This window comes from Ferrimonas sediminum (assembly GCF_900100175.1).
GTDB classification, from domain to species: domain Bacteria; phylum Pseudomonadota; class Gammaproteobacteria; order Enterobacterales; family Shewanellaceae; genus Ferrimonas; species Ferrimonas sediminum.
Genome location: NZ_FNEM01000003.1, coordinates 1 through 14,074 on the forward strand (window position 1 = coordinate 1; position 14,074 = coordinate 14,074).

Genomic DNA, 14,074 nt, shown 5'->3' on the forward strand with positions numbered 1-14,074 from the left:
CATTGATATATGAGATATCAATCCTGCGCGAGTGCCCACACAGATTGTCTGACTAATTGTTAAAGAACGTTGCTTCGTTGCCGAAGCGAGGTGCGCATCTTACGCTTTCCTCATTTCCCGTCAAGCGTTATTTTCAAAGGCTTTTCCGAGTGTCGAATTGTTGCTCAGTGCCTTACTCAGTAAGCCGCTGTGCCCCGTCGACAGGAAGCGCATTATAGGGACGAAAAAGGAAAGCGCAACCTCAAAATCATCAATTCCAATCAAGCGGGCAATTATTAACCAGCACCTCTCGATTCAGGGCCAATTGACTCACACTGATAGGCTCAACTACTGCTTAAGAACCCAGTCTGCGGCTTGCTGCAGGCCCTCGACCACAACATCGGCCCCCTCAGTGCTCTCCACTTGTTTGCCGCTGCGAACCAGAACACAACCACTGACGTCCGCCTGACGGCCGGCGGTCATGTCGCTGGGTTTATCCCCAATCATATAGGAGCGGGCCAGATCCAGCTCGTAAGCTTGCGCCGCAGCCACCAACATGCCCGGCTCTGGCTTGCGACAATCACAATCGCGAACATAAGGGTCGTTGCCTTTGTCTGGATGATGGGGGCAATAATAGACGGCGGTCAACGGAGCACCAGCGGCATTAAATTGCTCCTTCATCCATTGGGTCAGGTGCGCAAACTGGGCTTCATCATAATAGCCCCGTGCAATACCGGATTGATTGGTCACTACTACCAGGGCATAGCCCGCCTCATGCAATCGACGACATGCACTCAAGACGCCGGGAAGAAACTCAAACTGATCGATCTGGTGCACATAGCCATGATCCACATTGATCACTCCATCCCGGTCTAAAAACACCGTTTTGCGCATGCTTATTGTCCTGTTTTTGTCTTTATCACTAATGCTTTGCTCATTATGGTCATTTAGAAGACCAGTACAAGGCAGTGACACCCCACCTGCCCGGGCGCGGGTCTGAATGTGGGGCCCTACTGAGACAGTCCCGGTGGCTTTCTGCTACACTGCGCCGCAGTTTTACATTCCAAAGAACGGCTATGACTTTCTCTTCACTCTCTCTGCACCCCGCGTTGCTAAAAGCCCTGGCTGATCTTAATTATCAGGCTCCCACTCCCATTCAGGCTCAAGCCATCCCTGAAGTACTGGCAGGCAAGGATGTGATGGCTGGCGCTCAAACCGGCACCGGCAAGACTGCAGCCTTTACGCTTCCTTTGCTGCATCAACTGCTCAACCAGGCGCAAACGGGCCCCAGCCTGCGGACTTTAGTCCTGGTGCCCACGCGGGAGCTGGCTCAACAGGTGTACAGCAACGTCTGTCACTATGCCCGTCACACCCCGCTGACCGCCGTTGCCGTTTATGGCGGCACCAGTTTACGACCGCAGATAGAAGCCTTAAAAGGCGGCGCCGATCTGCTGGTTGCCACGCCGGGCCGTTTGCTGGATCTGCTCTCTAAGCGGGCATTGTCTCTGTCTCAGGTGCAGCACCTGGTGTTTGATGAAGCGGATCGCATTCTGGATCTCGGCTTCAAGGAGGAGGTCTCGCAGATTTTGGCCCAGCTTCCCCGCCAGCGACAGACGCTGCTGTTCTCCGCCACCTTTGACGACAGTATCTTTAAACTGAGTCATCGTTGGCTTACGGATCCGGTTCACATCGAAGTCGATAACCGCAACAGCGCCGCAGTCAGCATCGACCAACAGGTCTATGTCGTGGACGCGGACCGCAAACGGGAGTTGGTGTCTTACCTCATCGGCAGTAAAAACTGGCACCAGGTACTGTTGTTCACCAAGACCCGTCAGGGAGCGGATGCCTTGGCCAAAGAGATGGTGAAAGACGGCATCAGCGCCGACGCCATTCACGGTGATAAATCTCAGGGGGCCCGCGACCGAGCCTTGGAGGGGTTTAAACAGGGCAGCGTACGCGCGCTGGTTGCCACCGATGTGGCTGCCCGTGGCATCGACATTACCTCACTGGAATACGTCATCAATGTGGATTTGCCCTTTATTGCCGAAGACTACGTGCACCGCATCGGCCGCTGTGGCCGTGCCGGCGCCACGGGTCTGGCGATCTCCCTCCTGAGCCCGGGGGAAGAGTACCTGCTGGAAGAGATCGAGGCAGTCCTGGATCAGCGATTGCCGCAGCAATGGCTGCCTGGTTTTGAACCCGATTTCAGCAAGCCCGTGGAAGACCATCGCAAAAACAGTCGCACCGCCCAGCGTCGCCGCGTTAAGAAACGCGCCCAGGGCGGCCGCACCGGCAACCGTCGCCGTTAACAAGTAAAAAAAAGCCCGCTGAATCAGCGGGCAAAAACACTATTAGAGGGATGATCAGTCCTGCGTTTGAGCAGCCTGTGGGGTAGCCGACTCCGGCGTTTCAGCATTCTCCTTGGCTACAGGAGCCACCGTCCGCCATAAAGCACTCACCCACAAACCTTGATACGAACTCATCTCTCTTCTCCAAACGTGCTCTCATACGGGATGAGAATTTACCCGCACTGCCTAAATGAGTAAAATGAATAAATCCCATAGATTGAATTCCATTTAGGCATGAATACATCCATCAAGGCGCTGCACTGTTTTCTGGTACTGGTGAAATGCGGCAACTACACTCGGGCGGCACAAGAGTTGTATCTGACCCAACCGACCCTCAGCAAACTGATCCAGCGACTTGAAGAAAGCCTCGGTACTCCGCTGTTATTGAGGAACAATCAAGGTATTAGCCTAACGCAGGCCGGCCAGCGCCTGCAGCAATCTGCCACGGCGATCATTGGTCAGTGGCACCGGTTACAAGAGGATCTCAGCAGCCTGGACTGCCTGAAGTCCGGCACACTGCGCCTGGGAATATGCCCGATGATGAGCAGCCTGGTGATTGAACTGCTGTCACAATTTCGCCAACGTTATCCGGGCATTGAGCTGACCATGTCCGAACATGGCGGTTTTGGTTGTGAGCAGGCACTGTTGTCCGACAGTCTGGACATCGCCTTTACCGCACTGCCGGTGACCCATGCCGAGCAGCTTTGCAGTCAACCCCTGACCCAATACCCGCTGTGGGCCTGCCTGCCCAAACGCCACCCTCTGGCACAAAAAGCCACACTGCAATGGCAGGATTTTCAAGATCAGCCTTTCGTGCTGTATAACGAGGACTTCTCTCTGGCCCAGTTGATTACCCGCTTAAGCCAGAAAGCCGGGGTTAATCTGAATGTGGCCTTTCGCAGCGGTCAGTGGGACTTTCTCGCCACCATGGTGGAAAATAATATGGGCATCACCCTGCTTCCGGCGCCTATCTGCCATAAACTGCCTGCCCAGCAATTTGAATTCCGGCCCATGGCACCGGCGCTTAGCTGGGATCTGGCGTTGATCTGGCGCCAATCACTGCCGTTGACCCCCGCCGCCCAGGCGCTGCTGGCGCTATCTAAAGAGTTGTCCTTCTCTGATAGCCCAACAGACGAAGCCTGAATCAATGGGTAAGCTGCAACAAGATTTTGGCAATCATCTGCCCCTGGGTGCTGCTGCCGGTCTTTCTCAGGCAACTTTTTATCTGCTGGCGAACCGTTGTCACCGAGACGGCACGCTCCTTGGCTATGGCATCTACGGTATGGCCAATGCATAAACCACTGCAGATTTCAGCCTCGGCCAGCGTCAGTCCGAACAGTTGTACAATCCAGCCTGGCTGAGGCTGCGTGCTGGAGACACAGGGCTCAAAACTGACCACCACCCCGCAGTTTTCCTGCAGCCCCCACACTCCGGTACTGGACCAGGTCCAGGGTTTCACTATCAACCAGACAGCCCCACCGCTGTAACTCAACAGACTGCGTTTGGGGGTGACCGGCCGCTTACCGTCCACAAAGGCAACCGCTTCATGCAACAGGCGGTTGTAAGTCAACTGGTGCTCAGTGTTACGAAACCACAACTGCCCCTCCAGTCCCCGGAACAACCCGGAGTGCTGTAAAAACTCGACGCCACCGGGGTTCTGATAATGAATGACCCCCTTTGCCGAACACAGGAACGACGGAGATGAGTGCGCATCGAACACCGCGGTCATCTGATCGCACTTTGCCAGCAACGACTGCCGACGCTCGGCCATGTTCATCGCCTGTTCTATATGGGGCACATAATGGTTGGAGGCACAAATGTGCTCATTGCTGTAATGGGACTGGCCCTGACTACGCATAAAGCCAAGCTCAGTAATTAGTTGGTTCTCATGATGAATCAGACAACCAATAGAATGGCGAATGCCCCGGGGCCGGGCAAAATCGCAGTAGATTTCCGACTGCAGAAACTGCTTGTCATCGTACACCTGGTGGCTGGGATGAAATCGGTTGTCCTGGTGAGGCAACAACGCCTGACTCCAGACATCCACCTGATAGAAATGGTTTTGATAGTCTTCAAAATGGTTGCCCTGAAAACCGTATTCAAAAAAGCCCAATGGCTGACTGTCCAGGCTATTTCTGGACATCAGAAAACAGTGGGTCGAATCACTGTGACGGGCAATGCGTCTGAGAACCTCCTGCCACAAGCGTGGCTCTTCGACAGCATGATAGATAAGTCTGATCAATTCCGTTTGCATCGGGAAGTTCGAACGTTCCAGTTCATCTGTATGATTTTTATACCAGATGGTAGATGACAGTGAAAGCTTACAGAACTACATTCACTGTACAGATTCACCACAGATCTGACCAAACCTTGAACGACCCTTATGGAAGCCTCTGCGCTTCCTTTTTTTTCAGCTCACTTTTCCCCGTGACTTACAGCACAAGTAGCAGTACCCTGCAAAAAGGGATATTGTATGCAAAAGTTGCAAGCACCATTTCAGCCACCTGGAGGCCGACGTCATCTCGGTGGCTACCCTGGCCCGCAAGCCTTTGGTTGATGGACACTGGTTAAGGCCCGGTCAGCACCTGGACCTGGTGGGTGGGTGCCTACCGACCTGACATGAGGGAAGCCACCGACGAAACGGTGCGCCGATGCCAGGCCTTTGTCGATACTCGCCAAGGAGCGCTGAAAGAAACCGGCGATCTGGTGATACCTCTGCTACACGGGATCATTACAGACTCAGATATTAAGGCCGACCGTTCGACCTTTGCCGACAAATACATCCAGGACGAACCGATGACCAGCAGTTGACCCTGTTCAAATCCGTCGGCCATGCTTTAGAGGATCTGGCTGCCGCCAAACAGGTAGCCAGCTATTGGAGACAACACCATGATCAATGAGGGGCATACCATGGTCCACCTGCACCGACGCCAGCAGCTAATGGAGAGCATTGGCCCCGCCGGCGCCATCATTTTGGTGGCCTACCCGGAGCGCCCACGCTCAAAAAACATCAACTACCGTTTCGTGCAGGATAAAGATTTTTTCTACCTGACTGGTTTTGAGGAGCCCGACGCCGTGGCTTTGCTTCGTCCGGGACACGAACTGGCTTTCATTATGTTCAGCCGCCCTAAAAATGCGTACCAGGAAACCAGCTACGGCGAGCGGGCTGGTATCGAGGGCTGCATCCATCAATATGGCGCCGACGCCGCCTACAGCCTGGATGAACTGGCACAGCGCTTACCGGAACTGCTCGAGGATCGAACCGACATCCTTATCAGCGACGAGCTGGATCAATACAGCGATTCACTGTGGCAATGGTGTAACCAGCAGCGTCACAACGCCGGCTTTGATGAGATCAAATACTACCGCAGCCTTCGGCCACTGGCTGGCGTACTGCACCCGATGCGAGTCATCAAGGATGGCCATGAAATCGAGAAACTGCGTACCGCCATCAATGCCAGTTGCTCGGCCCATCGCCAGGTCATTGCTCACTTGCGCCCGGGGATCAATGAAGCCGAGTTGTCGGCGCAGTTCAACCTGGAACTGGCTCGCCACGGTTGCGTCAGTGATCCCTACCCCAACATTGTGGCGGGAGGCGAACGCGCCATGTGCCTTCACTACGATCACAATAACCATCGCCTGGAAGCCGGGGCGCTGCTACTCATCGATGCTGGTGGAGAGTTTGGTCATTACAGCGCCGACATCACCCGCACCTACCCGGTGTCCGGTCACTTCAATGACGCCCAAAAAACGCTATACCAACTGGTTCTCTGTGCCATCGATGCCGCCATTGCCGAGGCGCGGCCCGGCGCAACCTGGAACCGGCTCTACGACACCGCCATGACAGTGCTCACCCGTGGCCTGATTGAACTGGGCATACTCAGCGGGCCTGAAGAACACGCCCTGGCGCAAGAGCGCCACAAAGCCTATACGGTGCACAAAACCGGCCACTGGCTTGGGCTGGACGTTCATGACGTTGGCCCCTATCGCGATCGTCAGGGGCAGTGGCGGCGGTTGGAGGCCGGTATGGTGCTCACTATTGAACCCGGGCTCTATTTCTCCAACCAGGATTTGAGTGTCGATCCCAAGTGGCGTGGCATTGCCATTCGCATCGAGGATGACATCCTAATCACCCCAACCGGGTGCGAGGTGCTGTCTGCCAATGCTCCCCGCACCATTGAGGAGATTGAAGCACTGATGGCCTGACCCCCAAGCCCGACTATAAAGTCGGGCCTCATCCTCACTTAAAATTATTCTGAAAAACCAGTGCATTGAATCGAATATCCCTACCCGAATTGCGCCGATTACGGCAAAGGCGCAAATACGAATGGTTATCAGCACCATTAACAGTGATCCCGCTCACAACTCTCATTCGCCACCACTCGCACCAATAGCACCGAAAATCATTCTCATTTACATTATCGCGAAGAATTCAGGCGCCTACGCCTATCTGTTGACCGACAGGAGATCGGAATGTTCGTTGCTAAAACCCCACTCTGTTTTGCCATTGCCTCAGTCTTAGGCACCCTGCCTGCCCTGGCGGAGACCACAGAGCCGGTGGATGAAAATATGGTGGTTACCGGAGTGACTTTCGATAACTACAAGGCCGACACAGCCAAAGGCGCCATGCGCTCCGATGTCTCTCTGCTTGATACCCCACAGTCGGTGACCGTGATTCCGGAGATCATCGTCGACGAACAGCTGGCCACGACCCTGGGCGAGGTATTGATCAACGATGCCAGTGTGACCGCCGGTTCTAAAAAGTGGAACCGGGAAGTGTTCAGTCTGCGTGGGTTCGAACTGGACTCAGGCAGCGGCTATCTTAGAAATGGCCAGCAAGCCTGGTCTCACTATGTGCACCCCATTGAGACACTGGAGCGCATTGAAGTTCTGAAGGGCCCCTCCTCCATGCTCTACGGCCAATCCGCCCCCGGAGGCCTGATCAACATGGTCACCAAGAAACCCACCGTCGAGTCGATGTACGAATTTGCCTTCGATGTGGACGAGTATGGCTCAACCCGATTTCAGGCCGATGCCGGTGGTGCCCTCAATGAAGCTCAGACTCTGAGGTACCGGGCTACGTTGGTCAAACAAGATGCCGAATACTGGCGCGAGTACCAGGATGGCAGCAGCCAGGAGCGCGATCGCTTCCTCGGCGCGCTGGCGCTGGCGTACGACCTGTCAGACTGGGGCATGTTATCTGCCCACTACGACCTCACCAAAGATAAGACCGGCATCGATCGGGGTGCCTGGCTGGATGACGACGGCAGTGTTATCGGCGACGACAGCACCATCTGGGACATGCCCTGGGCCTTTACCGATAACGAGGTCGAAAACTATGGCCTGGATCTGGATCTGTACCTGAGTATGAACTGGACCGCCACTTTGGGCTTCAATCATCAGATGTTCTCCCGGCAGCGACTGGACTCCTCTCCCAGCTACGACTCATACATGCGCCTTAGGGATGAAGGCCACAGCGACGGTCGCTACGAATACACCGCCTTCGATCGCTACGACGACTGGCAGTACAAAACCTACTACGCCGATTTCAACGGCACCGTTACCGCGTTGGGAGCCGAGCATCAACTGCTGATCGGAGCCAATATGCTGGACTACTACTATGGCCAGCTAAGAGACAAAGGCGACACCGAAACCTACATTCCGGGCCAATCACTGCCACCCCGACCGGACCTGGACTACAACAACGACAGCACTAAGTATGAGTCCGAATACAAGTATTACGGCTTCTACCTGCAGGATTTGATTACCCTCAATGAAAACTGGCAGTTGCTGTTGGGCGGTCGCTACGATATCCAGCGCAAAGACGGCAGTGGCAACGACAGTGAGTCATTCGTTCCCAAAGTGAGTGCCATCTACCACCCGGCAGAAAATGGCACCGTCTACCTGAGCTACTCGGAAAGCTTCCAGCCCCAAGGCGAAGTGGCTGACCCCAGAGACGCCAACGACGGCATGAACCTGGATCCGGAAACCGGCGAGTCGTGGGAACTGGGCACCAAGTGGGAACTCGCCGGCGGCCGCCTGTTACTGGACGGCGCCCTATTCGACATCACCAAAACCAACGTCACCACCACAGAAACTCTGCAAGGCAACCCGGAATTTGACACTCGAACCACCCAGGGCGGCGAGCAGCAGCATCGAGGCGCCGAACTCTCCGCTCAGGGCCAGCTGTCCCAGCAGTGGTTTGTGATGACCTCTGTCATGTACCTGGATGCCCAGTATAAGAACATCACCACCGAGGATGGCGTCGACCTGTCCGGCAATACGCCGGTGGATGCGCCTGAGTGGTCAGCATCGGCCTGGACCCGTTACAAGCTGAATGACCAATGGGCCTTTAACCTGGGCGCCTTCTATGAGGGCGAGCGTTTTGCCACCATCGACAACAGCATCACCAAGGACGCCTACCTACGCATCGATGCCGGCGCCTCGTACAAACTGACCGTCAAAGAGGTTGAGATGAACCTACGTCTCAATGTTGAAAACCTGTTCGATGAAAACTACATCGCCGGTGGCACCAACACCGACGCCACCATTGGCGATGGCAGGAACTTCCGCTTGTCGGCCCAGTTCGCATTTTAACCCTTCCCCAGCGATTCAGCAGGCCCCCGGAAACGGTGGCCTGCTTTTGTGCCATATAAAGGAGCCCCCATGCTGGCCAAGCTTCATCGTTACCTCGCCGCCCTGCTGGCCCTGCCACTGCTGCTGGTGATCCTCTCCGGGCTGTTGCTGGCTCTGGTGCCACTGCTTACGTCACCCGCCACAGACCCGGTCACGCCGCAGCAGATGCAACAGACTGTGGAACGCCTGCAACAGGATGGCCCCCTTCGGTTTGCCGTAGCCCTGCCGGACCACAACCTGATCATGGTCAGTTATCAGGGTCAGAAAAGCCGTCAGTTCCGGGATCTGGCTACCGGTGAACCCACAGAGCGTCCTTGGCAGTTCCAGCTTTTGGGCTTTGCCAAGGGACTGCACAAACACCTGCTCATCGACGCCGGCTGGTTAGTGGAAGCCAGTACCTGGGCGATGCTGGCACTCACCCTCAGCGGGCTGTTTTTGAGCCGCCCCAAATGGTCCAACAGTGCCATGGGCTGGCACAACAGCCTGGGCTGGTACAGCGCCCCCCTGATGTTGGTAGTCGTCATTACCGGTCTGCTGATGCTGTATCAGGGCCATGGCCCCCGAGGCGAGCCGCCGCAGGCCAATCCCGATAAACTCAGTCTGGCGGAGGCATTCGCCCGACTGGAAACTCAGCCGATAGCAAGTATGCGCATGGTGAGAGACGCTGCCGACGGTTACACCCTGTCCTGGCAGGACCCGCAGGGCACGCGCTGGCAATGGCATCCGGACAGCGAAGCGCAGCCCAGTGAGCAACCCACCCGCTGGGTTCGAGTGCTGCACGATGGCAGCTTTGGCGGCCGGCCCGCCTCGGTGCTGTACGCCCTGCTATCGCTGGCGGCGCTGACAATGCTGCTTACCGGCTTCTACAACTGGCTGCGCCGCTGGCGCATGGCCAGACCGGGCCCGACGGCCCAGGGCCCCAGCCACCTGGTTGCCTTTGCCAGCCAGACCGGGTCCACTGCAGAGCTGGCCCGCCATACCGCTGAAACCATGACGGCCAGCGGCCTGAATGTGCAACTGGCCTCACTGGCCAACCTGACACCAGAGGATCTCAAAGGACGGGAATCGGTACGACTGATGGTGGCCACCTGTGGCGATGGCGACATGCCGGTACAGGGGCAGGCATTTCTAAACGCCCTGCCGGGGGTCAATCTCAGCGAGGTTGCCTACTCACTGCTGGGACTGGGTGACAGCCGTTATCCTCAGTTTTGCCAAGCCGCCAAGGCGATAAATCAATCCCTACAGGAGTGTGGTGCCAACCTGGTGCAACCCATGCGGTTAGCCGATGGTGACCCGTCCGAGAGCTGGAGCCAGTGGATGGGAGAGGGCCACAGCGCACCATTACCGACGGCTCAGACTCACCCATTGACACTCACCCACAAACAGCGGCTGGATAAGGGACTGGGCGATACTCGGGAAACCTGGCTGCTGCAGTTCTCAGTACCGCCCTCTCTTTCCTACCACTGCGGCGACCTGCTGAAACTGCGTCCATCGGGCTGTGGCCAAGAGCGAGCCTACTCCATCGCTTCGGCGCCCGGACAAGGGCTGCTCTCTCTGTGCGTTACCCTGCATCAATGGCAGCAGGACTCCGAAACCCATTATGGCACTATGTCTCATGAGTTGTGTCGCCAACTGGATGTCGGTCAACAGATTCAGGGGCGTATTAGCGACAATCCCGGGTTTCATCTGCCCGCTGATGACACCCCGATGATCATGGTGGCCACCGGCTGCGGCATTGCCCCCTTTCTTGGCTTCCTGCAGCAGCGCCCTCAGAGCGACAACTGGCTGCTGTTTGGCAACCGTCATCAAAGCGGCGACTTCCTGTGTCAGGAGCAGATAGAGCAGAGCCTCGTCTGCGGCGAACTCGACCGCCTGGATCTGGCGTTCTCCCGGGATCAGGATAACAAGGTTTACATTCAGGATCGGCTACTCAGCGAAGGCGACACCCTGTTGCACTGGCTGGAAGAGAAACACGCCGTGCTCTATGTGTGTGGCCACCTGGCGCTTGGCGGTGGCATCAGCGCAGCCCTGACCCAGCTGTATCAAGGCCAGGGGTTATCCCAGCTCCAGGCCCAAACCAAGTTGGCGCAGCTGAAAGCCCAGGGTCGCTACCGGGAAGATCTGTTCTGATTCAGCCGGCGCCAATAAACTGCACCGACTCGACCAATGGTGCCCGCACCGTGCGGGCACCATTGGCCGGGGCATCGGCCTTCTCTTGACCAAAGGTCACACCCAACAAAATGCCCAGTTTCTGATCCAGTGACAACGCCAGCTACGCCAACTCAAAGATCTGCTTCAACGTAGCTTCGGGAACCGGGTCCGGCTTACCCTCTCACCGACCGTCGCTGTCGAACCAGAGTGTCAAAGTCAGTCATCCATCGCCTGCTGCGGCAGCCCGACCCAGGCTTCGCCGATGACGGTCTGAGTGCCTGATTCAGTGACCACCACCAACTTGCAGCGAGCTTGCCACTCCTCCCCCACCTGAGACAGTTCAACCACCTCGCCGCGACAACAGACGACATCGTATAGATGGGTAATGGCGGTAAACCGGGCTTTGAAGCGTCGAAGCTGTGCCTGTGGTTGCCAATTGGTCAACATTCTTCCCAGATAGGCCATGGACAGCATACCATGGGCAAAGACGTCTTCCTGACCCGCCTCCCGGGCAAAATCACTGTCGATATGGATGGGGTTGTGATCGCCGCTGGCGCCGGCAAACAGCGCCAGCGTACTGCGTCGGATTGGCGGCAACGCAAGTTCTGGCAACACTGTGCCCACCGCTAGGGAATCTGTCATGGCACTCTCCTTAATCATTGCAGTACACCAGGGTTACCTTGGCGCGGGCCACCATTTCTCCGGCCCGATCCAGATAGTGATTTTGCAGCTCCACCAACTCCAATCGCCCCCCTTTGCGGGCAACAATGTTCTCGACTTGAGAGTGCACTTCAATGCTGTCACCACTGTACACCGGCTTCAGGTATTCAAACTCCTGGCCCCCATGAAGCACTTTGGCGATGTCCATATCCAGCAGAGTCAGCACCGGCCAGGCCTGCGGCGACTCCAGATCCAGTGAAAACAGGAAGGTAGGTGGCATCATTACCCCGGGTAAGCCTGCCTCGCGGGCCACCTGCAGATCGAAATAGAGCGGATTGGTTTCACCGATGGTGCGGCAGAAAAACGCCAGTCTCCCCGCTTCCAGCGGCACCCGAAAAGGGGGAAAGCGGTGTCCTATGTGGGTGGTATCGAGCATCCATTGCTCCTTTTTTTGCCTAAACTTTACATAGTGCTGAACTTTAACCAAAAATCAAATGACCAATTTGCGCATAGTCGTCGCGATATTGTGCCCCGAATACCGTGAGCCCGGCCAAATAGACGAGCAATACCTTAGCGGATCACGTAAAATATCGCCCTTTCCAAGCAGCAAAGAGCATTTCCACCATGGCAATTAACTGGTTCCCAGGCCACATGCATAAGGCGAGAAAAGAGATCGCCGAACTGATGCCACAGATTGACCTGATCATCGAAGTGCTGGATGCCCGAATTCCTTTCAGCAGTGAAAACCCCTTGGTTCCTAAACTGCGAGGCGATACCCCCTGCATTAAGATCCTGAACAAAAGCGACCTGGCGGATCCGGAACTGACACTTCGGTGGCAGGCGTATCTGGAGCAGGAAAATGGCGTTAAAACCATCGCCTTGACCCAGAAAAACAAGGCTCAGGTTCGAAGCCTGCTGGATCTGTGCAAAACCACAGTGCCGAAAACCCCGCTCCGCACCCTGATTCTGGGCATTCCCAACGTCGGTAAATCCACCCTGATCAACACCCTGGCCGGACGCACCATTGCCAAAACCGGTAACGAGCCGGCGGTCACCAAAGCCCAACAGCGCATTCGGCTGCCCGAGCACATTGTATTGCATGATACTCCCGGATTTCTGTGGCCTAAGCTGAGCCCGGCCGCGTGTGGGTTCCGCCTGGCGACCACCGGTGCCATCAAAGACACCGTGGTGGAGTACGAAGAGGTGGCCCTGTTCGCCGCCGATTACCTGCGCACGGCTTACCCGGATCAGTTATGCCAACGCTACAACCTGGACGAACTGCCCCACGATGACATTGCCGTTCTTGATGCCATCGCCGCAAAACGCGGTTGCATGCGGCGCGGAGGGGTGGCCGATCTGCATAAGGTATCAGAGATCCTGCTGCACGAACTGCGGGCCGGCTCTCTGGGTCCCCTGACCCTGGAGACTCCGGAGATGGTAGAGAAAGAGCAGGCGGAAGAACTGATTCGAGCCGAGCAGGAAGCGATCGAAAAAGAGAAAAAAGAGGAACTCCGGCAAGCCAAGAAGCGCAAGCGCCGCAAATAGCACCGGTGCCAAGATTAAAAATAACAAAACCCGCGTGATGCGGGTTTTGTCGTTCTACAGGCAGTTTAAGAGAGAGGCTGCTCCATTTCATACACCACCTCGGTCGCCAGTTCCATCCGCGCCAGGATGGCCACTCTGGCATCCTCCAGGCCTTGGTTATAGAACTTGGCGCCCAGTGTCTTAATCATCTGATCCAGTAGAAACTCCACCTCAAACTGCCCCAGCTCCATACCCAGTTCATCAGCCAGATAATCCTGCAACTGATCCAGCATCGGCGCACGCTCATCGGGGGAAAGGGAGAGTGGTTTCATCGAACACCTTCAATAGATCGTAAAACCGCTACTCTACCACTGGACCACCAATAAGATCACTTTAGCTACACATAGCGGATGGCGGCAGTCATCGCCCCCAGAGAATCTTGGAGCCAACAGAAACGGCCAACATTGGGAATGGCGGCTAAAGTGTCACCAGTCACAGCCAAAAACGACTAAATACCCATCTGAGACGCCCCTTTCTGCTCAGGAGTTGGTCAAACGAACCCATTGCCCCTTTACAGGCCCACCAGGATTTTCTATGATTCGCGCCGTTGGAGAGATGGCTGAGTGGTTGAAAGCACCGGTCTTGAAAACCGGCAAGGGTTTATAGCCCTTCTAGGGTTCAAATCCCTATCTCTCCGCCATACATAAAGAAGCCCGCCTAGTGCGGGCTTTTTGCTGTTCTGCGCTCGAAGAAAGTGAGATAGGGTGAATGAGCCC

At 56.1% G+C, this 14,074-nt stretch carries 14 protein-coding genes and 1 tRNA gene; 9 read left to right on the top strand and 6 right to left on the bottom strand.

Annotated features, from left to right (window positions below; genetic code table 11):
• Window positions 1-327: 327 nt before the first annotated feature.
• A complete protein-coding gene (gene gmhB, locus BLT77_RS04375) occupies window positions 328-873 on the bottom strand; it encodes a D-glycero-beta-D-manno-heptose 1,7-bisphosphate 7-phosphatase (RefSeq protein ID WP_090362690.1) in 546 nt (181 codons plus the stop codon).
• Between the two features lie 182 nt (window positions 874-1,055).
• On the opposite strand from gmhB, the gene BLT77_RS04380 reads away from it, so the two are divergent.
• Window positions 1,056-2,288: a DEAD/DEAH box helicase gene (locus BLT77_RS04380; RefSeq protein ID WP_090362694.1), complete on the top strand. Its 1,233-nt coding sequence runs from the start codon at window positions 1,056-1,058 to the stop codon at window positions 2,286-2,288.
• 273 nt (window positions 2,289-2,561) lie between these two features.
• Window positions 2,562-3,470, top strand: coding sequence for a LysR family transcriptional regulator (locus tag BLT77_RS04385; RefSeq protein ID WP_090362698.1), 909 nt, complete (start codon window positions 2,562-2,564; stop codon window positions 3,468-3,470).
• Window position 3,471: 1 nt separating this feature from the next.
• Here BLT77_RS04385 and BLT77_RS04390 read toward each other — a convergent pair whose 3' ends face one another.
• Window positions 3,472-4,470: a helix-turn-helix transcriptional regulator gene (locus BLT77_RS04390; protein ID WP_143026555.1), complete on the bottom strand. Its 999-nt coding sequence runs from the start codon at window positions 4,468-4,470 to the stop codon at window positions 3,472-3,474.
• A gap of 476 nt (window positions 4,471-4,946) precedes the next feature.
• Between BLT77_RS04390 and BLT77_RS20375 the strand changes: the two genes are divergently transcribed.
• From BLT77_RS20375 to BLT77_RS04410, 5 genes are all read left to right on the top strand, one after another.
• Window positions 4,947-5,138, top strand: a complete 192-nt coding sequence (locus BLT77_RS20375) for a hypothetical protein (RefSeq protein ID WP_218126896.1) — start codon at window positions 4,947-4,949, stop codon at window positions 5,136-5,138.
• Window positions 5,135-5,227 carry a hypothetical protein gene (locus tag BLT77_RS20645; protein WP_218126897.1) on the top strand — a complete coding sequence of 31 codons (93 nt, stop codon included), beginning with the start codon at window positions 5,135-5,137 and terminating at the stop codon, window positions 5,225-5,227. Before BLT77_RS20375 ends, BLT77_RS20645 begins: the two co-directional genes overlap by 4 nt.
• Window positions 5,217-6,533 (top strand): aminopeptidase P family protein, encoded by a 1,317-nt coding sequence (locus BLT77_RS04400; RefSeq protein ID WP_090362704.1) that lies wholly within the window; start codon window positions 5,217-5,219, stop codon window positions 6,531-6,533. Before BLT77_RS20645 ends, BLT77_RS04400 begins: the two co-directional genes overlap by 11 nt.
• Before the next feature lie 267 nt (window positions 6,534-6,800).
• On the top strand, window positions 6,801-8,924 hold the full coding sequence (locus tag BLT77_RS04405) for a TonB-dependent siderophore receptor (protein ID WP_090362707.1): 2,124 nt from the start codon (window positions 6,801-6,803) through the stop codon (window positions 8,922-8,924).
• Window positions 8,925-8,993: 69 nt separating this feature from the next.
• Complete coding sequence (locus tag BLT77_RS04410; RefSeq protein WP_090362709.1) at window positions 8,994-11,093, top strand: PepSY domain-containing protein; 2,100 nt, start codon at window positions 8,994-8,996, stop codon at window positions 11,091-11,093.
• Between the two features lies 1 nt (window position 11,094).
• On the opposite strand, the gene BLT77_RS20585 is transcribed toward BLT77_RS04410, so the two are convergent.
• From BLT77_RS20585 to BLT77_RS04420, 3 genes are all read right to left on the bottom strand, one after another.
• A complete protein-coding gene (locus tag BLT77_RS20585; RefSeq protein ID WP_281241959.1) occupies window positions 11,095-11,229 on the bottom strand; it encodes a hypothetical protein in 135 nt (44 codons plus the stop codon).
• A 101-nt stretch (window positions 11,230-11,330) separates the two neighbouring features.
• Window positions 11,331-11,756: a MaoC/PaaZ C-terminal domain-containing protein gene (locus BLT77_RS04415; protein ID WP_090362712.1), complete on the bottom strand. Its 426-nt coding sequence runs from the start codon at window positions 11,754-11,756 to the stop codon at window positions 11,331-11,333.
• 10 nt (window positions 11,757-11,766) lie between these two features.
• The gene (locus tag BLT77_RS04420; protein ID WP_090362715.1) at window positions 11,767-12,210 is read right to left on the bottom strand and encodes a MaoC family dehydratase N-terminal domain-containing protein; all 444 of its coding nucleotides are present in this window, start codon (window positions 12,208-12,210) and stop codon (window positions 11,767-11,769) included.
• Between the two features lie 188 nt (window positions 12,211-12,398).
• Between BLT77_RS04420 and ylqF the strand changes: the two genes are divergently transcribed.
• Window positions 12,399-13,319 carry a ribosome biogenesis GTPase YlqF gene (gene ylqF, locus BLT77_RS04425; protein WP_090362717.1) on the top strand — a complete coding sequence of 307 codons (921 nt, stop codon included), beginning with the start codon at window positions 12,399-12,401 and terminating at the stop codon, window positions 13,317-13,319.
• A gap of 65 nt (window positions 13,320-13,384) precedes the next feature.
• Here ylqF and BLT77_RS04430 read toward each other — a convergent pair whose 3' ends face one another.
• On the bottom strand, window positions 13,385-13,630 hold the full coding sequence (locus BLT77_RS04430) for a DUF2164 domain-containing protein (protein WP_090362720.1): 246 nt from the start codon (window positions 13,628-13,630) through the stop codon (window positions 13,385-13,387).
• A 277-nt stretch (window positions 13,631-13,907) separates the two neighbouring features.
• On the opposite strand from BLT77_RS04430, the gene BLT77_RS04435 reads away from it, so the two are divergent.
• A tRNA-Ser gene (locus BLT77_RS04435) sits at window positions 13,908-13,998 on the top strand.
• Window positions 13,999-14,074 lie beyond the last annotated feature (76 nt).